The sequence below is a fragment of the Halogeometricum pallidum JCM 14848 genome (assembly GCF_000337095.1).
Taxonomy (GTDB): domain Archaea; phylum Halobacteriota; class Halobacteria; order Halobacteriales; family Haloferacaceae; genus Halogeometricum; species Halogeometricum pallidum.
In genome coordinates this window covers 67927-87205 of record NZ_AOIV01000006.1, presented here as the reverse complement: position 1 = coordinate 87205, position 19279 = coordinate 67927, and the positions used below count along the sequence as shown (strand labels likewise).

Annotated in this window: 20 protein-coding genes, 1 tRNA gene and 1 pseudogene; 12 read left to right on the top strand and 10 right to left on the bottom strand. The window is 66.5% G+C overall.

The window, feature by feature from the left end:
• Nucleotides 1–33: 33 nt before the first annotated feature.
• The 3 genes from C474_RS03230 to C474_RS03220 all read right to left on the bottom strand — a co-directional run bounded on the left by C474_RS03230 (nt 34) and on the right by C474_RS03220 (nt 1474).
• Nucleotides 34–531: a DUF5807 family protein gene (locus C474_RS03230; protein WP_008383903.1), complete on the bottom strand. Its 498-nt coding sequence runs from the start codon at nt 529–531 to the stop codon at nt 34–36.
• Between the two features lie 78 nt (nt 532–609).
• Complete coding sequence (locus tag C474_RS03225) at nt 610–1044, bottom strand: DUF7112 family protein (RefSeq protein WP_008383901.1); 435 nt, start codon at nt 1042–1044, stop codon at nt 610–612.
• Nucleotides 1045–1057: 13 nt separating this feature from the next.
• Nucleotides 1058–1474, bottom strand: a complete 417-nt coding sequence (locus tag C474_RS03220; protein ID WP_008383899.1) for a 30S ribosomal protein S6e — start codon at nt 1472–1474, stop codon at nt 1058–1060.
• 134 nt (nt 1475–1608) lie between these two features.
• Here C474_RS03220 and C474_RS21940 point away from each other — a divergent pair, with 134 nt between their 5' ends.
• Nucleotides 1609–1743 (top strand): rubrerythrin-like domain-containing protein, encoded by a 135-nt coding sequence (locus tag C474_RS21940; protein ID WP_008383898.1) that lies wholly within the window; start codon nt 1609–1611, stop codon nt 1741–1743.
• A gap of 34 nt (nt 1744–1777) precedes the next feature.
• Here the strand turns inward: C474_RS21940 and C474_RS03215 are convergent, their stop codons facing one another.
• Complete coding sequence (locus C474_RS03215) at nt 1778–2875, bottom strand: aminopeptidase (RefSeq protein ID WP_008383897.1); 1098 nt, start codon at nt 2873–2875, stop codon at nt 1778–1780.
• Nucleotides 2876–2924: 49 nt separating this feature from the next.
• On the bottom strand, nt 2925–3323 hold the full coding sequence (locus C474_RS03210; RefSeq protein WP_008383896.1) for a CBS domain-containing protein: 399 nt from the start codon (nt 3321–3323) through the stop codon (nt 2925–2927).
• Nucleotides 3324–3431: 108 nt separating this feature from the next.
• Here C474_RS03210 and gnd point away from each other — a divergent pair, with 108 nt between their 5' ends.
• Nucleotides 3432–4328 (top strand): phosphogluconate dehydrogenase (NAD(+)-dependent, decarboxylating), encoded by an 897-nt coding sequence (gene gnd / locus C474_RS03205; protein WP_008383895.1) that lies wholly within the window; start codon nt 3432–3434, stop codon nt 4326–4328.
• A 55-nt stretch (nt 4329–4383) separates the two neighbouring features.
• On the opposite strand, the gene C474_RS03200 is transcribed toward gnd, so the two are convergent.
• The gene (locus C474_RS03200) at nt 4384–4563 is read right to left on the bottom strand and encodes a hypothetical protein (protein WP_008383894.1); all 180 of its coding nucleotides are present in this window, start codon (nt 4561–4563) and stop codon (nt 4384–4386) included.
• A 99-nt stretch (nt 4564–4662) separates the two neighbouring features.
• On the opposite strand from C474_RS03200, the gene C474_RS03195 reads away from it, so the two are divergent.
• Nucleotides 4663–5433, top strand: coding sequence for a sulfite exporter TauE/SafE family protein (locus tag C474_RS03195; protein WP_008383893.1), 771 nt, complete (start codon nt 4663–4665; stop codon nt 5431–5433).
• Nucleotides 5434–5449: 16 nt separating this feature from the next.
• Here the strand turns inward: C474_RS03195 and C474_RS03190 are convergent, their stop codons facing one another.
• Together C474_RS03190 and C474_RS03185 are read right to left on the bottom strand one after the other, a co-directional pair.
• Nucleotides 5450–5647 (bottom strand): hypothetical protein, encoded by a 198-nt coding sequence (locus tag C474_RS03190; protein ID WP_008383892.1) that lies wholly within the window; start codon nt 5645–5647, stop codon nt 5450–5452.
• A gap of 101 nt (nt 5648–5748) precedes the next feature.
• Nucleotides 5749–6525: a sulfite exporter TauE/SafE family protein gene (locus C474_RS03185; protein ID WP_008383891.1), complete on the bottom strand. Its 777-nt coding sequence runs from the start codon at nt 6523–6525 to the stop codon at nt 5749–5751.
• A 279-nt stretch (nt 6526–6804) separates the two neighbouring features.
• On the opposite strand from C474_RS03185, the gene C474_RS03180 reads away from it, so the two are divergent.
• The 3 genes from C474_RS03180 (at nt 6805) to C474_RS03170 (ending at nt 10532) form a co-directional block, all read left to right on the top strand.
• Nucleotides 6805–8079 (top strand): NRAMP family divalent metal transporter, encoded by a 1275-nt coding sequence (locus C474_RS03180; RefSeq protein WP_008383890.1) that lies wholly within the window; start codon nt 6805–6807, stop codon nt 8077–8079.
• 119 nt (nt 8080–8198) lie between these two features.
• Nucleotides 8199–8786 (top strand): 2Fe-2S iron-sulfur cluster-binding protein, encoded by a 588-nt coding sequence (locus C474_RS03175; RefSeq protein WP_008383889.1) that lies wholly within the window; start codon nt 8199–8201, stop codon nt 8784–8786.
• 327 nt (nt 8787–9113) lie between these two features.
• Nucleotides 9114–10532 carry an MATE family efflux transporter gene (locus tag C474_RS03170; protein ID WP_049916698.1) on the top strand — a complete coding sequence of 473 codons (1419 nt, stop codon included), beginning with the start codon at nt 9114–9116 and terminating at the stop codon, nt 10530–10532.
• Between the two features lie 63 nt (nt 10533–10595).
• Here C474_RS03170 and C474_RS03165 read toward each other — a convergent pair whose 3' ends face one another.
• Entirely contained in the window at nt 10596–12248 is a 1653-nt protein-coding gene (locus C474_RS03165; RefSeq protein ID WP_083861939.1) for a DNRLRE domain-containing protein, read from the bottom strand.
• A 209-nt stretch (nt 12249–12457) separates the two neighbouring features.
• Here C474_RS03165 and C474_RS03160 point away from each other — a divergent pair, with 209 nt between their 5' ends.
• Nucleotides 12458–13456, top strand: a complete 999-nt coding sequence (locus tag C474_RS03160; RefSeq protein ID WP_008383886.1) for a DUF3466 family protein — start codon at nt 12458–12460, stop codon at nt 13454–13456.
• Between the two features lie 81 nt (nt 13457–13537).
• Nucleotides 13538–13610: transfer RNA gene (locus tag C474_RS03155), tRNA-Arg, on the top strand.
• A 380-nt stretch (nt 13611–13990) separates the two neighbouring features.
• Here C474_RS03155 and C474_RS03145 read toward each other — a convergent pair.
• On the bottom strand, nt 13991–16003 hold the full coding sequence (locus tag C474_RS03145) for a PA domain-containing protein (protein ID WP_160166816.1): 2013 nt from the start codon (nt 16001–16003) through the stop codon (nt 13991–13993).
• 424 nt (nt 16004–16427) lie between these two features.
• Between C474_RS03145 and C474_RS03140 the strand changes: the two genes are divergently transcribed.
• The 4 genes and pseudogenes from C474_RS03140 to C474_RS03125 all read left to right on the top strand — a co-directional run bounded on the left by C474_RS03140 (nt 16428) and on the right by C474_RS03125 (nt 19113).
• Nucleotides 16428–16631, top strand: coding sequence for a hypothetical protein (locus C474_RS03140; RefSeq protein ID WP_008383882.1), 204 nt, complete (start codon nt 16428–16430; stop codon nt 16629–16631).
• A pseudogene (locus C474_RS03135) lies at nt 16624–17104 on the top strand (hypothetical protein). The gene C474_RS03140 and the pseudogene C474_RS03135 overlap by 8 nt, the downstream one beginning before the upstream one ends.
• A 393-nt stretch (nt 17105–17497) precedes the next feature.
• Nucleotides 17498–17884, top strand: coding sequence for an ArsR/SmtB family transcription factor (locus C474_RS03130; RefSeq protein WP_008383877.1), 387 nt, complete (start codon nt 17498–17500; stop codon nt 17882–17884).
• A gap of 275 nt (nt 17885–18159) precedes the next feature.
• Nucleotides 18160–19113, top strand: a complete 954-nt coding sequence (locus C474_RS03125) for a permease (RefSeq protein WP_049916673.1) — start codon at nt 18160–18162, stop codon at nt 19111–19113.
• The last annotated feature ends 166 nt before the right edge of the window (nt 19114–19279 follow it).

Sequence of the window (19279 nt, the reverse complement as noted above, 5' to 3'; positions counted from 1 at the left end):
CGAACGCTGCGCTCTGCCGGCCCGCGTCGGCGGCTACTCGTTCGCGTGGGCGGGGTCGGAGTCGCCGGGTTGCACGCCGGTCTCCGTCTCCTCGCCAACGACCCACTTGTCCGAGTAGTTCGCGCCGCAGGCGCAGTGGGCGTACGCGTGGACCACCTCGCCGCGGGCGTAGAGGCCGCCGACTTCCTCGTTTTGCGCCTCCGAGAAGGCGAAGATGAACTCGGCGCGGTGGTCGCCGTCTTCGTCCTCGTCTCCGTCGTCGTCCCTCTCCGGGCACTCGCCGCCGCCGAGGTCGCGGTCGACGTGCCCCGTCTCCTCCATCGCCGTGCGGGAGAACTCCATGGGGTCCATGCCGGTACCGGCGGCGAACGCGCTTCGACCGTCGTCGCCGTCGACGACGAGGACGTAGCCGTCCTCCACTTCCTCGCCCAGACGAGAGAGCTTACCGTCGCTGTCGAGGTACTCGTGCGTCAGAAACAGCGCCACGTCGTCGTGGCGGTCGCCCGCGAGGAACTCGTCGAGTTTGCTCATGCCGTGAGAGTGCCGGCGGAACGGTAAAAGTCGCCTGAACTCCGTCGCTCGCCGTCGCCGCTCCCGGCCGGTCCCGCCTCACTCGTCGCGCCCGAGGGTCTCGGCGATGTCCGCTAACGACTCGTTCGGCCGGTCGGGAACGGAGTAGACGACGCGCTTGCCGGGTTCGCGGATGCCGTAACAGTAGCCCGCGTCGAGTTCGTCGACTTCGACGGCCGACCCGGGGTCGCGGCCCGTCTCCTCGCACCACTCGACGAGGCGGTTCTCGCCCTCGCCGGGCGTCCGCGCGAGGCGTTTGTTGTCGTAGGCGCCGCGGAGGAGGCGGCCGGAACTGTCGGCGTCGACGCGGGCGTGGTACAGGTCGCCGCCGAGCGAGAGTCGAATCAGGTCGCCGTCCTCGACGGCCGCCTCGTCGGGGAAACGGAGGCAGGGACGGCGAGTGCCGCCGCTACGCGCGATTTTCGCGCGGTAGGACGACACCGAGTCGTGGTCGCTGGGGACGCGTTCCGACACGGTGGCGGAGGTGTTACTCGTCGTCGTCTTCGGCGTCCGCGTCCTCGTCCTCGTCGCCCTCACCGAGGGCCGCGGCCACGTCGCCGCCGTCGAGAACCTTGGCGTTGACCTGCGCCGTCTCGTCGGAGACCTGCCGACCGCGGACGGTAACGCGCTTTCGCTCGCCGTCGCGGGAGGGCTTGTAGCCGACGCCGCCCTCGAGGAGGAGTTCCTTGAGGTCCGACCCGGCGATGTTCGCGCGCATCGGGCGGCCCGCCTCGTCGGACCCGCCCGTGATTTCGAGCGTGAAGCCGTCGAGGCCGACGGCGCCGCCGTCGACTTCGTCGCCGATGTCTCGGCCGAGGAATCGGTTCGCGTCCTGTCCGTCGACCTCGAACTGGTGGGTGTCACCCGCGTCGGGGTCGGAGACGACAACCTGGAATTCTGCCATGGGTGGATTCAAACGACAGCCGGTAAAAAGTACGTCGAAAGCGCTTGCGCCGTCTCAGCCTCGGTTCGTGGGCCGGGTGAACGTCTAGTGTGAGACTAGATAACATTCAACAAGGATGGGCGCGTACGATCCGTATGAACGAGTCGTTCGACCGGTCGCAGTGGTACGAGTGCACGCGGTGCAGTTTCCGGTCGGAGCCGGGGGACCCGACGACGATGTGCCCGCGATGCGGCAAACGGATGCACAACGTCGCTCGGGCGCAGGAGTAACGCGGCGCCTCCCCGACGGACGCCGGTCCGAGCGTCAGCCCTCGAATCCGTCCTCCCACGGGAAGACGCCGTTTCGCTGGACGACGTCGCCGTCCACCTCGATGCGGGAGTCCTCGCTCACGTCCGTTATCATGTCGACGTGGACGGCCGAGTCGTTGCCCGCCTCCCCCTCGGGCAGACAGGCGTCGTAGGCGCGGCCGACCGCGAGGTGGACGGTGTCGCCCATCTTCTCGTCGAAGAGGACGCTGTCGGTGAAGCGGTCGATGCCGCGGTTCATCCCGATGCCGAGTTCGCCGAGGCGGCGCGCCCCTTCGTCGGTGTCGAGCACGTCCGAAAGCGCGTCCTCGCCGGACGCCGCCGAGAAATCGACGACTTCGCCGCCCTCGAAGGTCAGGCGGACGTCCCGCACGCGCGTCCCCGAGAGGGTCATCGGCACGTCGAAGCACACCGCTCCTTCGGGGTCGTACGGGGCGGTGAACACCTCGCCCGAGGGGAGGTTGTGCGAGTCGTAGGCGACGGAGGCGGCGGAGTTGACCGCTCTGCGACCCTCGATCGACATCCGGAGGTCGGTGTCCTCGCCCTTCACCAGACGGACCTCCGACCCCTCGTCGAGAATCTCCTTCATCCGCGCCATCTCCTCGGCGAGTTCCGCCCAGTCGCGGAGGACGGCGTCGTAGACGAACTCGCGGTACGCTTCGTAGGACATCCCCGCCTGTTGGGCGAGCGACCGCGTCGGGTGGACCGTCGACACCCAGTCGGTGTCCATGCGCGCCTCGCGGACGGGTTCGGCGGCCCGCGCGGCGGCCTGCCGCGTCTCGCCGGGCACGTCCGCGGTGGCGAAGGTGTTGCGGCCGCCGCCGAGAAAGAGGACGGAGTCGGCGTTCTCGTACAGGGCGAGTTCGTGTTCGCCCGTCTCGAACGCCCGGTCGTGCGCGCGGAGGTAGGCGCGGGAGACTTCGTCGGAGGCGTAGGTGGTGACGACGTTCGCGCCGCGTTCGCCCAGTTTCTCCGCGACGGCGACGGCGAGTTCGTGCGCCCCCTCGGCGACGCTCACGACCACGTCGTCGCCCGCCTCGATTCGGGCGCTCCAGTCGACGAGCACCTCGGCGTGTTCCCTGACTTTCGGGTCCATAGCGGCGGTTCGGGGACGAGCGTGAAAACAGCCGCGTCTGCGAGTCCGCTCACACCACCAGGTCGAGGAGGGCGTCGAACTCCCGGGCGTAGGCGGCCAGCACGTGGTCGAAGGTGACGATGCCGACGTACTGGTCGGCGTCGTCGACGACGACGGCCTCGCGGACCCCCTCCCGACCGAAGAGGGTCACGAGATCCGCGCGCGTCGCGACGCGCCGAACCGTCACCGGGTCTCCCTCCAAAAGTTCGCCGACGAGTTCCTCGCTCAGGTCGTCGCCGGCGACGACGGCCCGACCGAGCGTCGCGGGGGTGACGACGCCGCGGGGGCGGTCCTCGTCGAGGACGACGACGGCGTCGTCGCCGCGTCGGCGCATCGCCGCCGCGACGTCCGCGACGGGCGTGTCCGGTGCAGCGGTCGGTGCGTCGGTTCTGAGGAGTTCGTCGAGCATCGTTCGTGTGGTACGGTGGCGCGATACATAGACGCGTCGGGGGTCGTCGAGAGCGGGGGCGTCCGTCGAATCGGAACCACTACCTCCCCCGCGGGTGGACGCCCACGCATGCAGATAGGCGTCGTCGGACTCGGTCGGATGGGACAGATAGTCGTGAACCGCGTGCTCGACGCCGGGCACGACGTGGTGGCGTTCGACCTCTCGGAGGAGGCGACGGCCGCGGCGGCCGGGGCGGGGGCGACGGCCGCCGACAGCCTCGAAGACGTCGCGGACCGACTGGGCGAGGAGAAGCGAATCTGGCTCATGGTGCCGGCGGGCGACGCGGTGGACGCAACGCTCGACGAACTCGCGCCCCACCTCGACGGCGACGACGTGGTCGTCGACGGCGGCAACTCCCACTTCGAGGCGTCCGTCCGCCGCGCGGAGACGGTCGAGGCGGCCTACCTCGACTGCGGCACCTCCGGCGGGCCGGCGGGCGCCGACCTCGGCTTCTCGCTCATGGTCGGCGGCCCCGAGTGGGCCTACGAGGCGATGACGCCCGTCTTCGACGCGGTGGCGACCGGTCCCGACGGCCACGACCGGATGGGACCGGCCGGGTCGGGTCACTACGTGAAGATGGTGCACAACGGCGTCGAGTACGCCCTCATGCAGGCGTACGGCGAGGGGTTCGAGTTGCTGGCGAACGGCCGCTACGACCTCGACCTCGAATCCGTCGCCGAGACGTGGAACAACGGCGCGGTCATCCGCTCGTGGCTGCTGGAACTCTGCGAGGAGGCCTTCCGAGAGGAGGGGACCGACCTCGGAACCGTGGCCGACCACGTCTCCGGGGGGTCGACGGGCACCTGGACGGTACAGGAAGCGCTCGAACAGGAGGTCCCGGTGCCGCTCATCTACCAGGCGCTCGCCGAGCGGTTCGGAAGCCGCGACGAGGCGCGGTTCTCGCGTCGGTTGGCGAACCGCCTGCGCTACGGATTCGGGCGGCACGAAATCGTTCGGGAGGAGTAGCGGTCGACCGCGGGCCGGCGGTACGGTGACGCGTCTTCGCGCCGCCTCCGCGTCGTTACGACCCCCTACCGCCGCGCTTCTCCACCCGGAACACGCGCGTCTCGGGGACGTAGATGGTGACGGGCGGCTTCCCCTCCTGTCGAATCGCCCACGCGCGCCGGCTTTTATCGTACTCGACGGTCTCCGCCTCGTACTCGACCACGTCCGACCCGTCGTCGTAGACTATCTTCGCCATGGAGGTGGGACGGCGAGCGAGGAGAAAACGGTTCGGTCGGTACCGACCGCTCGACGGAGATCAGGAACGCCTTTCCGCGGGAAGCGTTTGAGAGGGGACGTGTTCTTCGGTCTCGCCGCGTCCGCGGCGCTGTTATTCGTCGTCGTCGGGTTCCTCGCCGGCGTCGGCATCACGGCCATCGGACCGGGCGGCGTCTTCATCACCATCGCCCTCGCGCTGACGGCCGCGTCCCCGGCCGTCGTGGCGGGGACGGCCGGCGCGACGAACATCGCGGCGGGTCTGCTCGGCACCGCGGTGTACGTTCGGTCGGGCGAACTCCGGACCGCGGCGGGAAAGCGGATGGCGGTCGCGCTCAGCCTCCCGGGCGGAATCGGCGCCCTCGTCGGCAAACGCGTCAACGCGCTCGTCTCCGCCTCCGAGTTCTCCTTCCTGCTCGGCGCGTTCGTCGTCTTCGCGGGCCTGCTGACCTGGTACCGCGAGCGCTACGGCGTCGGTCGGTCGTTCGTCGACCCCACCACCCGGTCGGGGACGCTCGCGGTCGGCGCCGTCGGGTTCGCCGTCGGCGTTCCCGGCGGACTGCTCGGCGTCGGCGGCCCGGTGTTGGCCGTTCCGCTGCTGATAGCGCTCGGCGTCCCCCTGCTGCCGGCGGTGGCCGCCGCGCAGGTGCAGTCGGTGTTCGTCGCCGGTCCGGCGACGGCCGCGTACCTCCTCGACGGCGCGGTGTCCGTCCCGCTGGTGGCGCTCATCGCCGTGCCCGAACTCGCGGGTATCGTCGTGGGGTGGGGCGTCGCCCGGCGGACCGAGCCGCGGACGCTGAAAATCGCGCTCGGCGGCGTGCTCGTCGTCCTCGGGGCGTACCTGATGGCCTGACCGCGCGCCGCCTCGGTCACTCCTCTTCGGTGTCGTCCCCGTTCGGGAGGCCGCTCACGGTGGCGTCGGTCCCGTCGTACGGTTTCGGCGGGAGCCCGGTCCGCGAGAGTCGGTGGGGGGAGTCGACGGTTCGCGCCCGGAGGCGCGTTCGGACGTGTCGCCCGACCGCGGAACGCGCGCTCCGAACGGAGCGCATCCACGAGAGGAGTTTCATCGTTCGTTCGACCGTCGCTCTCCATCCCACGAGAATCTATCGGATGGATGCACTCGGCGCCGCATCCGCCCCGACGGAGCGCCGCCGGCGAACGCGAGCGCTCACCCGAGGAGCACGTACGCCCCGGACAGGACGAGGGCGACCGAGAGAGCCAGCGAGAGCGGACGCTCCGGGAGAACGTGGGCGACGCGCCACCCGACGACGGCACCCGCGAGTTCCGGGACGCCGCCGACGAGGACGAGTGCGGGTTCGACGGCGCCGCGGAGCGCGAACCCGGCCGCGCCGACCAGCGAGAGCAGTCCCGAGACGACCTGTCCGACGCCGATGGCGACGAGCAGGGGGACGCCCAGCAGCACGAGGGCGGGCACGACGGCCGCGAGGCCGCCGATGCCGAGGAGGCCGCTGACGAGGCCGACGCCGGCGCCGATGACGACGAACGAGGCCCGGCCGGTCGTCGCGTCCGGGTCCAACTCGGCGACCGGTCGGAGCCCCTCCAGTTCGCGGTAAGCGACGACCGCCCCGACGACTGTGACGGCCGCGCCGAACAGCGTCTCGACCGTCGCGGTCGGAAGGAGGTCGTTGAGCAGGACGCCGCCGAGGACGCCGACGCCGCTGCCGACGCCGAGGAGCACCGCGAGGAGACCCCCCTCGCCCCGCAGTTCGCCCGACCGGACGTACGAGTAACTTCCGAGCGCACCGGTCGCCGCGAACGTCGCGAGCGCGGTCCCGGCGACGGTCTCGGAGGGCAGATCGGTGAACACGTAGAGCGCAGCGGTGACGAAGACGCCGCCGACGCCGATACCGGTGTTCCCGACGCCCGCCAGGAAGGCGACGGCGGCGAGCGAGGCGAGTATCGGAAGCGCGAGCGAGGCAACCATCGGGGAACGGCGTTGGACCGTGCACCGGGAAAGGGCGGCGGCCGACCGACTCGAACGGCCGAGAGCGGCTGTAAGTCACTCGCACGCCTCTCGGCCCGTGGATTTAACCCTCTCAAGAGACACTATATTTTGTAGTGATTTCGCGGGAATATATGCAATTAGTCAGTCGTAGCGCTGAGCGTCGGTTCCGCCGAGCGTCGCTCCATCGAGGGTCACGGTGGGGCGGACGCCGAATCGAACACCGACGAGGAACGGCGCGGAAGCGACGGGGAAGCTGAGATGGCAGCGACGTCACAGAGCGGACTGCGAGACACCGTGAGCGGGTTCTTCCAAGAGTACGGGCTCGCGTTCGTCATGGTGGCGAGCTACTTCGGTTCCGGGTCAGTCTTCATCGCCTCCTCGGCCGGCGTCCGGTACGGCTACACCCTCGCGTGGGCCGTCGTCGGGGCGGCCCTGCTGGGGTTCATGGGACAGGACATGAGCGCTCGGCTCGGCATCTTCGGCGAGTCGCTGATGTCGTTCATCCGGGCGAAACTCGGACAGACCGGGGCGCTCGTCGTCTCGGTGCTGTTGTCGGTCGGGTGCGTGGCGTGGGCGCTCGAACTCACCGCCGCCGTCGGGAAGGGCATCTCCATTCTCATCGGCGGCGCCGTCGGCTGGATGCCGCTGGCCGTCCTCACGGGTCTCGCGGCCATCGTCACGGGTATTCTCAACTACGAGGGCATCGAGCGCGTCATGACGGCGATGATGCTCGGCCTCCTCGTCATCTACCTCGTCGTCGCCGGCGCGAGTCAACCCGACCTCGGGGCTCTCGCCTCCGGCTTCGTCCCCGGAGTCGACATCCTCGGTCAGGCGGGTGCGCTGACGTTCGCCGCCGGTATCGTCGGCACGACGGCACTGTGGCCGAACTTCTTCCTCGAATCCAACCTCGTCTCGGAGAAGGGTTGGACCGAGAAGGCCGACGTCTCGACGATGCGGCGCGACCTCGGAATCGGCTACACCGTCGGCGCCGTCACCACCGTCGCCATCCTCATCGCCGCCGCGGCGGTCCTCCGACCGGCCGGCTACACGTCGCTGGAGACGTTCATCACCCCCGGTCGCGCGCTCGCCGACGTGCTCGGGCAGTGGGCGATGACGCTCTTCCTGCTCGGCGCCGTCGCGGCCGCGTTCAACAGCATCATTCCCATCATGTGGGCGCCCGCGTACATGATCCAGAACGCCCGCGGGAAGGACGTCGACAGCGGGAGCCGCGACTTCAAGATCATCTACGCTATCGGGACGGGAATCGGCTGTCTGTCTCCGCTCGTCACGATATTCTTCGGGCTGAGCGTCGTCGACATGATACTACTGTTCCCGGCGTACAACGGTATCGTCGGGCTACCGGTGACGGTCATCTTCCTCTTCTGGGCGCTCAACGACTCCGAGACGATGGGCGAGGAGACCAATAGCCTCGCGCTGACGGCGGCGAACCTGGTTCTCGTGGTGTTGGCCATCTTCCTCTCGGCCACCTCCGCCCCCGGGTTCTTCGAGACGCTCACCACCGGCGGCTTCTGACCCGCCGGTCGCGTCTCCGAGTCGTCACACCTCGCCGCAGTCTAAGTGTCGAACGCCCGCGGACCGTCCGGGTGAGGACAATCAAAATCCCCTTAACCCATGACTCCGTAGCCGCCGACATGGTCGAAATCAGTCTCTTGGGGCTGGGTCTCGGCGTGACCCTGACGCTCCTCGCCGTCGCCCTGCACTTCTCGCGCGGGACGGCGTGGACGCCCAGCGCGGACATCTCGCAGGACGTCCTCGAACGCCGGGCGAGCACCGTCCCCGAGACGGACTTCCCCGAACCGATGAACCGCTCTATCGGCGGCGGCGGCGTCGCCGCTGGCGCCGTCGGCGGCGGCGAAGAGGGCGGGGAACTCGAAGGCGAGGCCGAGGAGGAGTCGACGAGTCCCGCCGACATCCCCGAGGACGAAGTCGAGTACTTCGAGGTGGAGTACGCAAAGCAGGGAAGCACCGTCGAAGTCGCCAACAACGAGACGCTCCTGGAGGCCGGCGAGGACGAGGGCTGGGACCTGCCGTACGCCTGCCGGCAGGGCCAGTGCGTCTCCTGCGCCGGGCAGGTCACCTCCGGCGGCAACTCCGAGGACTACGTCGTCCACGACGACCAGCAGATGCTCGACGACGGCGAACTCGGCGAGGGCTACACGCTCACCTGCGTCGCCTACCCGAAGTCGGACCTCACGCTCGAAACCGGCGAAGCGCCCTGAGACTCGGTTCCCACGCGTACACTCGTTCTCGCGGTGCAGTGCCCCCTCGGAGGTGTTCCGAGACTCCGTTCGGTCTCCGCCGGTTGACGAGACGTACCGCTTCTAACGCCGCTCATCCGTATTTCCGCGAGTTACGCTCCGAGCCGCCGGTTTTCGGCCGCCTCGGCGCGGAGCGGTCGACGCGCGAGGAGGGTATTTCGGTTCGAAACATCCGGCCGTCCGTTCCCGTTTCGACGGGTTAACAAGAAGTTACGTTGTGCTACACGTTCAGTGCCTCCAACATTGCCCGAAGGTGGGTCGCTCACCGAGGGCGACCTGAAGCGACCGATGTTCGCGCTCGCGTGGCCCATCATCGTCACCGAGTTGCTGCAGGTCGCCTACAACCTCGCCGACACCATCTGGCTCGGCCGCCTCTCGACGGACGCCGTCGCCGCCATCAGCCTCGCCTTCCCCCTCATCTTCCTGCTCATCTCCATCGGCGGCGGCTTCACCGTCGCGGGCACCATCCTCGTCGCGCAGTACACCGGCGCGAAGCGGGAGGGCTCCGCCGGCACCGTCGCCGGGCAGACGTTCTCGTTCATCATCGCCATCGCCGTCGCCGTCGGCCTCCTCGGGTTCTTCGCGACGGACCTGATGCTCGGCGTCCTCCCGAGTTCCGCCGCGACGGCCGGGCAGGTCATCCCGCTGGCCGGGGACTACATGCGGGTGTTCTTTCTCGGTCTCCCCTTCCTGTTCGGCTTCTTCGTGTTCTCCTCGCTCATGCGGGGGTACGGGAACACGCGCGCGCCAATGGTCGTGATGTTCATCAGCGTCGCCATCAACGTCGTCGTCGACCCCGTCTTCATCTTCGGCTTTCAGAACAACCCCCTGTTCGGGATGCTCGGGGTTCCCGGTCTCGAAGCCTCGCTGTTCGCCGTCACCGGCTTCGCGGGCTACGGGGTGACGGGCGCCGCCGTGGCGACGGTGCTCTCGCGTCTGGTGGCGACCGTCATCGGCCTGTACGTCATCTTCTGGACCGACGCCGGACCGGACATCTCGATGGGCGATTTCGTCCCCCAACGCGAGTACATCGAGAAAATCGTCCGCCTCGGCGTCCCCAGCGCCCTCGAACAGTCCGCCAGCGCGCTCGGGTTCATCACCCTGACCGCGATGGTCGTCACGTTCGCCCCCGAGGTGGTCGCCGCCTACGGCCTCGGCAACCGCCTCACCACGCTCGTCTTCCTCCCCGCTCTCGGGTTGGGTCGCGCGACGGACACCATCGTGGGGCAGAACCTCGGCGCGGCCAAACCCGACCGGGCCGAACGGGCCGTCTGGTTGGCCGCGAAAGTCGGCGCCGCCGTCATGCTCGCTATCGGCGTCGTCGCCTACGTCTTCGCCGAGCCCATCGTCGGCGTCTTCATCGGCACCGGCACCGAGTCGGCGGCGAGAACCATCGAACTCGGCGCGGAGTACGTCCGCATCCGTGCCTTCGAGTTCGGCTTCATCGGCGTCCTCCAGACCGTCCTCGGCGCCTACCGCGGCGCGGGCAACACGAAGACCGCGCTGGCGTTCTCGCTGTTCGCCCTCTGGGTCGGCCGCGTCCCCATCGTCTACTACCTCTCTTTCGTCCGGGACTTCGGCGAGACGGGCATCTGGATCGGGATGGCCGTCGGGCAGATTCTCGGCGCCGTCGCGGCCGCCGCGTGGTTCACCCGCGGGACGTGGAAGCAGTCCGTCATCGACCGCAGCGACGCCGCCGCGGAGTGACGAACGAGCGTCGGCCCGCGGGTGTCGCACCGCGGTTCGGTTTCTCCCCCGTTTCAGTCGGCATCACGGACGTTGATAGGTGACGGTGAGTTTCGGCGGCGTCGACCCCTCCGAGGAGTAGAAGTCCCAGCCGTTACCGCCGCTCAGGGGGATGAACGCCCAACCGAGGTTGGCCGCGCCGCCGACCCACGCCTGAACGCTCTTCGTCACGTCGACGGTCGTGGTGCCGGTGCTGGTCGCCCCCGTCTTCGCGTCGGCGGTCGCGGCGGCCTCCGCGTCGTTCGTCTGCACGCCGCTACCGAGCGACGACCACGTCGACGACTCGCTCCACGTCGTCCGCATCCGGTGGAGCGACGCCCCGTTGCCCGGGTCGACCGTCCGGAGCGACAGGGTCGCGGACGTGACTGTCGCGCCCGTCGGAATCTGACCGGTCCCGGTCCCGACGATGCCGTCGAAGCGCAACAGGCCGTGGGTCTTGCGCCCCGATTTCGACGGTTCGTCAGTGTCGACTACGAGCGTCGTCGCGGAGCCGTACCCGGTGGTCGGGGAGGACTCCCGGAGGTAGGTGTCCTGCGTCCCCGCGTAGCCGCCGGACCCCTGCTGGAACGTCGCGGTGCCGGTGGTTCCGCCCGTGGACCCCGAACCGGACGACGGCTGCCCGAACCGACTGGCGAAGCTGAAATCGAAGGAGAACTGGCTCCGCCCGTCGGTCTTGTACTGCTTGCGACTCGGCGAGTACGTCCGCACCGAGACGCGGTCCAGCGACCCGGACCCGCCGTCGGGGATGAACTTGATCAGTCGCATCCAACCGTCGCCGCCGTTGGCGTAGTGTTGGTAGTCCGCGAGCATCTCGTATATCGCCGTCCCGGCGGTATTCGTCGAGGTCTGTTTCCACTGCCCGTCGGTGTAGTGGAAGTGTCCGCCGAGCACCATGAACACCTGCGGGTGCCGCCGAACGAGGTTTCGATAGATGTCCAAGCCGGAGTTGGCTCCGCTCCGCTGTCCGGCGTGCCCCTCGACGCCGGATTTGTCCCAGAGGTACGAGTGCGTGGTGACGATGGTCGGCGTCGTCGCGTACTTCGAGAGCACGTCGTCGGCCCACCCCATCACCGTCCCCGAGTCCGAGACGGTGCCGGGGACGCCCCACTCCAAGTTCACGTGTAGGAAGGTGTACCCGCCCGCCGAGAACCGCTGGTAGTGCGCCCGCTCGCCCGGTCCGGCGCCGAGATACCAGCTCTTCCCCGAGTAGCGCGACTTCCCGAAGTACTTGACGTAGTTCGCGAGGCTGGACGACCGGTTGCTGGTGGTCGCGTAGTCGTGGTTTCCGATGGTCGTCCCGTACGGCACCACCCCGTCGAGTTTGTCCATCACGGCGTCCATCCGCTGCCACTCGGTCGTGCTGCTGCCGTGTTCGACCAGGTCGCCCTCGTGGCTGACGAAGGCGATGTTCTCCGCGCTCCTGTTCGCGCGAATCCAGTCCGTCTGTGCGTGCGCCCGGGAGATGAGCGACGAACTCTCCGCGTACTTCTGCGTGTCCGGGATGGCGACGACCGTCCACGGACTCGCCGCGGCCGCCCCAGCGCTACCGGCGCGGACGCCGAGTCCCGCGACGCCGACAGCCCCCACCGCCCGGAGGTAGTTCCGCCTGGAAACCGGATGCGAATCGTTCGTCTTCGGGCGTGAACCGTCCGCATCCCTGCGAGAGTGTTGAGGCATATACGTACTCCTTCACGAGAACTCTCCACTTGCGAAAAGCTCTTTTTCAGTTGATACGAGAACGTCGTCATTGTGTGAGAATATCAACCATTATGTGGGCGTGCGGAGTCGGGTAGGGGGATGAGCGGAGATCTACGTCGAGGAGTCGAACGCCGGCCGGGTCGGTCGGACGGTCCGAACGGCGTCCCGAAAGCGGCACAGGAGTCACGGTGGACCTCGTAGACCTCGGAACGCTGGAAGGCGGGACGGTCAGCGATGCGGCGGACCTGAACGAACGCGGCACCGTCGTCGGGTCGAGCGAAGTTCAGGTCGACGCGGCGGTGTTCACGCGGGCGGTCCGTTGGGCGGCCGACGCGAACCTCGACCCGGACGAGGCGCCGACGCCCGCCCCCCTGCCGACGCTCCGTTCGGACGGGCGGGGCAACAGCGAGGCGACCGCCGTCGACGCCCGCGGCACCGTCGTCGGGAGCGCACAGGACGCCGACTGGGAGTGGCGGGCGGTGCGCTGGGTCGACGAAGAGACGGTCGAATCCCTCGGGTCGCTCGAGGGCGGACCGGCGAACAGCCGCGCGCACGACATCAATAATCGCGGGACCGTCGTCGGACACGCCAGCGCAGAGGACAACGTCGTCCGCGCGTTCCGCTGGACCGAGAAGGAGGGGATGCACGGCCTCGGAACGCTCCGCTCGGACGGCGGGGGCCGGAGCGTCGCCACGGCGGCGGTCGACGACGGAAGCGTCGTCGGGTACAGCGAGACGAACGACGGTCCCGTCCACGCCTTCCGGTGGACCGAACGGGAGGGGATGGTCGACCTCGGAACGCTCGACGGCGACGACGCCAGCGCCGCGTTCGGCGCCACCCCGACGACGGTCGTCGGTCGAAGCCTGTGGTCGAGCGACTTCGCGACGCGGACGGCGACAATGTGGACCGACGGCGAACCCGTCGAACTCGGGACGTTCCGCGCCGACAACTCGGGCTACAGCGACGCGTACGGCGTCGACTGCGACGTCGTCGTCGGCGAGAGCCAAGTCGACGCGGGCGTCGGCCACGCGTTCTACTGGGCCGACGGTCGGCTGAGCGACCTCGGGACGCTCCGCCCGAACGGGACCGGCCGGAGTCGGGCCTCGGCCGTGAACGCCGGCGGCGTCGTCGTCGGACAGAGCGGGACCGACGACGACGAACTGCACGCCGTGCGGTGGACGCTCTGAGGGGACGGCGTTCCGCGGCGCGTCGGGACCGTTCGAACGGTTCACAATCGTTATACGCCGGCGGCCGGTAGGTCAGTTCGAGGGCCCGTAGCTCAGTGGACAGAGTGCTTGGTTCCGGACCAAGATGTCGCGGGTTCAAATCCCGTCGGGTCCGCTATTCTATCGCGAACGGAGCGAGCGTAGAATAGCGACAGCCGCGAGATTTGAACCGGGGAGCGAACGGAGTGAGCGACCGGGGTTCAAATCCCGTCGGGTCCGTTCGCTTCGCTCCCCCGACGTAGTCACACTCGCTGACGCTCGCGTGACTCCCGTCGGGTCCGTACTCCCGCTTCTCGTCGCGCATTGACCGCACAGCGACCTCGTGCCGCTTTCGGCGGGTTTGTCGGCGAGGGATTTCGACACGCGACAGACCGGTCGTCGACACGTGCGAGCAGTGACGGGTGACGATTGACCCGAGTCTCGGGGTACGACCGTCGACCATGCAGTGTCCGGTGTTCCAGTCGCGTGGGCCGTCCACGCGATCGGGAGGTGAACCTACTCCTGGCGGTTTTCGGACCCGGACCCGAGTTCTTTGAGGACGTACAGTCCACCGTTGCGGTCGGAGGCGTAAATCCAGGGCTCCATGGGGTCCTTATAGACGCCCCAGACGTCCTGAATACCGCCGTTCCGTTCCTCGAACTTCGTCCCGGTTTCGTTGTATCGGGCGACCTCGACGGGGTTGTACGGGTCGCTGATGTCGACGACGAGCACGCCGTCGGAGTACCAGGAGATGTACACCTCGTCCCCGTCGACCACGACGTTGTGCACCGAGTAAGTGCCACGTGGGTCACAGCTCTCGTCGGTGGGGTTGGCGCTGCAGACGGTGTCGAACTGGCTGGCGAGCACCGGATTCTCCTCGTCGGCGTAGTCCCAGATTCGGACGTTCCCCCAGCGGCCGGGGGTGGCCTCGACTTCGATGGATGCACCGGTGTCGTCGACCGCGAGGTCATCAGCACTGGCGGCGCCCATAATCGCCAGTCCCGTGGAGCGGCCGACGAACACACCTGGAATGTCGCGCGACTCGCCACCCATTATCATCACTTCGTCACCCTCAGCCGCGCTGTTGAACACCACGATACCGGCGTACCCGGCGTCGATGGCGTTCTGGGCTTTCTCGTCGAACCGGCAGTCTCCGCGCTGGATGACCGCGATGTGGTCAGAGGAGGGGGCGGACGGGACGGTGGTGCCGTCACATGCCAGTCCCGCGTACACGGTCGGACCACTCATCGTTCGTCCGGGAAGGGTGAAGATGGGTGTCGTGAACGACCCCTCTACGGCGTCGTATTCTCCCGCGTGGGGGCCACTGGTAATCTCGAACTCGGTCTCGAAGGCGTCGAAATCCTCCTCAGTTTCGACGACGACGCTCCCGTCCGAGGTCGGCCACGCCTGGTGACTGTTGACTTCGCCGTCGCCCGCGTTCGGGTCGATCGCCTGGGAGACGAGCGTCGGAGTCGTCGGGTCACTGATATCTAACAGGACCAGTCCGGCGTCCCAGTTTGCGAGGTAGGCGCGGGTACCCTCCTCGTTGATGGTGACGTCGTGCAGGAAGCGGTTCCGAGAGGTCCCGAACCCGTCGAGCAGGTAGGCGTCCGCCTCGAGTATCTGACCGAAGTCGGAGGTGGCGAACCAGTCCACGGTGGGGTCGAACAGGCTTTCGGCCCCCCAGGCACTCACGAACTCCGGACTCGTGGGGTCGGTGATGTCGAATATCTGGAAGTTCCCGAACTCGCTCTCGACGACCGCGGCGACGTAGTCTTTCTCGCCCTGGGTGAACAGCCACACGTTGTGGACGCCGAAGTCGGCGAAACCGAAGTTGTCACGCAGGAACTCGTTGGGGTCGTCGGTCTGGACCGAAGCCAGGTGTACCGGGGCGGTCGGGTCGTCGACGTTGTAGAGTTCGAACCCGCCGGGCCCGCCATTACAGGGCTCGTTCGAATGGGCCAGAACCGCCCCCGAGTTCATGTCTGCGACCTTGACGTCGTTCGTCCGACTGTTCGCAACGGACGGGATGTTTCCGACGTACTCCGGCCTGTTGTTGTTGTGAACGTCGAAGACGACGATGCCGGGCGCTTCGACGTCGTCGACGAGGCTGACCTCGCCGACGCCCGGGATGTAGCCGGTGCCGGTGCCACAGGGCTCGTTGAACGTACCCATGTACGCGTAGCCGTCGTGGGCCCACACGTCCGTGGTCCCCTCCGGGAGCAGACGTTCGCCGCGACCCGCGACGGCGAGGTTCTTCGTGACCTTGGCCGATGGTCCGCTGCTGACGACGTCGCTGGTCGCGGCGTCGTGTTCGATGAGTGGCTGGCTGGGGTCCGGTGCCGAGTGAAGTTCGTCCTCACCCAAGGTGTCGGTCGTTCCCTGATCGTGGTGCGCACTGACCGGACGTGACACCGAGCTTAGGCCGCTGGCGCCGAGCAGTGCAAGCACGGTTCGGCGGGAGACGCCGGTCAGCGTTCGAGAATCGGTCGGTCGTTCGTCGCTGTCTGGGTGATTGTTTGTTGGCATGAGTCTCAACACCAGTGGACCGCTCGTGTGAGTGCCCACAAAGCGTTGTGAACGAATTGACACCATAGTGCAATATAATTTTGTGTATAAATCATGTACAATGTACTTGTATCATTATTTTATATACTGTTTCTGTTTTATAGGTGACCGACGTGGCGTTCGTGCGCCACCGGGTCCCGTTCCCAGAACTCGTAGCTCGCCCACGCCCGAACGGCGTTGAGTCCACCTGACGCGCGTAGTTGGGGTCGCGTTCGGTCACTCCATCGTCGTAGTCCGCCCACATCTGGTAGGCAGTGAACGCGCGCGCTGGGATGTACATCGCCCCCCGGACGTCGATGGAGCCCGGCGTTTCCGTCGGCGAACCGCCCTCGCAGTTTTCCGCGCCCGGAATGGGTCTGGAGAGGTTTCCTTCCGGGTCGTCCTCGTGACGGCCGGGAGACCGTTCGCCGCTGGCACTCCCCGCGGCAACCCCGAAGCCGACCGATACACGTTCGAGCCGTTCGTCGAGTCCGGCGAGAGCGCTCGCCGTACAGGGGGAAAACTACGCGAGATATTCCGTGAAGGAATCACCGTCTACGGCGGCGACAAGTTCCAACAGATCCGAACCGAGGTGGTGAGTAGTGAGTAGCAACCGAATCGAGACGCTTGTAGACGAAGTGCAGGCCGCCTTCGACCGACGACCCGACGAGATAGAGGATGGCTTGGAGACGAACGAAGCGGATGTGCTTCAACTCCGTAAGTCGCGTCGACTGCTCGCTGGTGCGGAGACGCTACTGGAACAGGGACACCTTGATTATCGAAGCGTCGTTCGTGCCCGTCGAACGCGCCGTCGAATTCAAACTGCTCGAAGGTGGCGTCGAACCACGAAACCTGCCCGGAACGCACCCGAGCGTGTACACCGAAGCGACGAGACGTGGTATCCTCTCGGAACACGTTGTCGAGAATCTACAGGACCTCTGGCGAAACCACCGAGCCAGGACGTACTATCAGGACGGCCTCGCTACCAGAGAGCGTGCGGAGAGGACGTACGAACTCGCGTCGGAGACACACGAGTACGTCGTGAACCAACCTGCGAAGAAGCACGAATGCATCGGCGGATGAGCACCGTTCAGCGAGTGGTCGAAGTGTTCGATTCCGTGACGAATGATAATAGTGCCATATTCGGGGTTCAGAGCGTTTGAGGCCTCCGAAATGTCGATCTCGTTCACCCGTTGACCGACCGCCCGTCGGGTCCGTCCGGCGATTTCGACGTATCCAAACCGGGTGGAACGGGGGGTGTTCCAGGGAGTTTGGATGTGGCTTCTATCGGGTCGAATCTGCCGGGCTCGCCCCCCTGTATCCCTGGGCGGTTAGCGTGCGTATCCTGCGGTAGGCTATCTGCGAGTAGTTGGTACCGCGTTTACCGACGGTCGGTCGTTCCCCTACCGACGCGTTCTCTGACCGTGACTAACGGGCCACAGTGAGTTTTATATCGTTGAATTGTGTCTATGCGATATGGTAGACGCGGATGCGCAAATCTCGGAAAACGTGAAGTGGGAAACGCTCGAGCGATTGTACGACAACCCGGACGAGCAGATTTCTAAGCTGTTAGAGGATCGTCCGGAGGAGGGCACCGTTGAGAACGAACATACCGTATTTCGGGCGTTGGCTAACGAGGATCGTCTCCGATTGCTGGAGGCGCTTCGACAGGCCGAACGATGCGGCTGTGAGTTGATAGCGATTCTGGACGCTCCGCAGTCCACCGTTGCGACGCATCTGCGTAAACTCAGAAAGGCCGGCCTCGTGAAGAGCCGAAAAAGCGGGAAGTGGAACTATTATCGAATCGCGGATACGGCAGTTATGGATATTCTTGATTTAGCGGCGTCGATCGATCAGGAATAAGTTCTCCCCCGCCTCCCCGGCCCGTTCGACGCCGAATTCTGTCGTCTACTGAGGACACCGGACGAAACATATTGTATTATCCCAATTTCAATAACCTTATTTGAATCGGGGTAGTACAATACGATGTGATGCCCGAGAGCGTGATCGACCGTGTCTGGAACCGGCTCGCCGATCGTTACCGGACCAACGACGGCTGTGAATGCGCCCCCGAAATCGGGAAAGGCCAATCCAATTCCGAATCGAGCGAACCCGATTGCGGCAGCTAAGAGCACTCGATGATTCCAGAGATTCCACCCGCAGTGGCCGAATCGTGGGCCTTCTTCGTACACCTCGCAATCACGCTCATCCCCCTATTCATCGGCGCGTCGTTCGTAGTGGGGTTGGCTCAGGAATACGTTCCTCCCGAAAAAGTCGAGCGAGAACTCCAAGGCTACGACGAAGGTGCGGGTAATGTGATGGCCGCGGGGTTCGGAGCCGTCACACCGTTTTGTTCCTGCTCGACGGTCCCAGTATTAGGTGGCCTCCTCCAAGCGGGTGCACCGCTGGGTCTGTCATTCTCCTTTCTCCTTGCTTCGCCGATGGTCAACGAGATCGCGGTGGTCCTGCTTCTCGGAACGTTCGGTTTCGAGGTGGCGCTCTGGTACGTCGTCACGACGGTCGTTGCTGCCATCGTCGGCGGCATCGTCATCGGCCGGCTTGGACTCGCTGACGACGTCAAAGACATCCAGTTGAACGACGAAACGAGTCAACCAGTGGCCACAGACGGCGGGACGGTCGAGTGCTGTGCGCCTTCGCCAGAAACCCAGACAACGCACCGCGAGCACTTCGAGACGGCCGCACGTGAGGCGCGGACCTTCTTCATCGACACGCTCCCGTACCTCATCCTCGGTATGACCATCGGGGCCCTCGTGCACAGTGTTGTCCCCGTCGGGATTCTACAAGCCGTCCTTGGGCCACAGAATCCCCTCGCGGTGCCGCTCGCTGCCCTCTTTGGGGCACCAATCTACGTTAGCATGAGCGCGATGCTCCCCATCGCTGGAGCGCTTCACGAGCAGGGAATCGCCATCGGCACCGTGTTAGCGTTTATCGTCGGCGGCGCGGGTGTTAGCATTCCGAACCTGATCCTCCTGAACAAACTGTTCAAACGCCGCCTGCTACTCATCTACGCGGGAACGGTTGTCGCGACCGGTGTCGTCGTCGGACTGAGCTTCAACGCGTTCCTCGGGTAGCCCATTAACGGCGAAGTAGAAGCTCGCAACAGCCGGAGTTACGGAACACATCGAAGATAAGACTCGTCGAGATGTGAGCGACAAAGAACGGGTGGAAAACTGCACGGACGGCGGAAAGCTATCCGAAATCCGCGATGCAGTAGGGAGGACGGCGACCCTCGAATGG

What these genes read in the sequence shown, in the direction of transcription:
- C474_RS03125 (WP_049916673.1), top strand. Translation starts at nt 18,160, where the DNA reads ATGATTCCAGAGATTCCACCCGCAGTGGCCGAATCGTGGGCCTTCTTC.
- C474_RS03180 (WP_008383890.1), top strand. Translation starts at nt 6,805, where the DNA reads ATGGCAGCGACGTCACAGAGCGGACTGCGAGACACCGTGAGCGGGTTC.
- C474_RS03230 (WP_008383903.1), bottom strand. Translation starts at nt 531, where the DNA reads ATGAGCAAACTCGACGAGTTCCTCGCGGGCGACCGCCACGACGACGTG.
- C474_RS03185 (WP_008383891.1), bottom strand. Translation starts at nt 6,525, where the DNA reads ATGGTTGCCTCGCTCGCGCTTCCGATACTCGCCTCGCTCGCCGCCGTC.
- C474_RS03220 (WP_008383899.1), bottom strand. Translation starts at nt 1,474, where the DNA reads ATGGCAGAATTCCAGGTTGTCGTCTCCGACCCCGACGCGGGTGACACC.
- C474_RS03215 (WP_008383897.1), bottom strand. Translation starts at nt 2,875, where the DNA reads ATGGACCCGAAAGTCAGGGAACACGCCGAGGTGCTCGTCGACTGGAGC.
- C474_RS03170 (WP_049916698.1), top strand. Translation starts at nt 9,114, where the DNA reads ATGTTCGCGCTCGCGTGGCCCATCATCGTCACCGAGTTGCTGCAGGTC.
- C474_RS03145 (WP_160166816.1), bottom strand. Translation starts at nt 16,003, where the DNA reads ATGCCAACAAACAATCACCCAGACAGCGACGAACGACCGACCGATTCT.
- C474_RS03210 (WP_008383896.1), bottom strand. Translation starts at nt 3,323, where the DNA reads ATGCTCGACGAACTCCTCAGAACCGACGCACCGACCGCTGCACCGGAC.
- C474_RS03130 (WP_008383877.1), top strand. Translation starts at nt 17,498, where the DNA reads ATGGTAGACGCGGATGCGCAAATCTCGGAAAACGTGAAGTGGGAAACG.
- C474_RS21940 (WP_008383898.1), top strand. Translation starts at nt 1,609, where the DNA reads ATGAACGAGTCGTTCGACCGGTCGCAGTGGTACGAGTGCACGCGGTGC.
- C474_RS03175 (WP_008383889.1), top strand. Translation starts at nt 8,199, where the DNA reads ATGGTCGAAATCAGTCTCTTGGGGCTGGGTCTCGGCGTGACCCTGACG.
- C474_RS03190 (WP_008383892.1), bottom strand. Translation starts at nt 5,647, where the DNA reads ATGAAACTCCTCTCGTGGATGCGCTCCGTTCGGAGCGCGCGTTCCGCG.
- gnd (WP_008383895.1), top strand. Translation starts at nt 3,432, where the DNA reads ATGCAGATAGGCGTCGTCGGACTCGGTCGGATGGGACAGATAGTCGTG.
- C474_RS03165 (WP_083861939.1), bottom strand. Translation starts at nt 12,248, where the DNA reads ATGCCTCAACACTCTCGCAGGGATGCGGACGGTTCACGCCCGAAGACG.
- C474_RS03200 (WP_008383894.1), bottom strand. Translation starts at nt 4,563, where the DNA reads ATGGCGAAGATAGTCTACGACGACGGGTCGGACGTGGTCGAGTACGAG.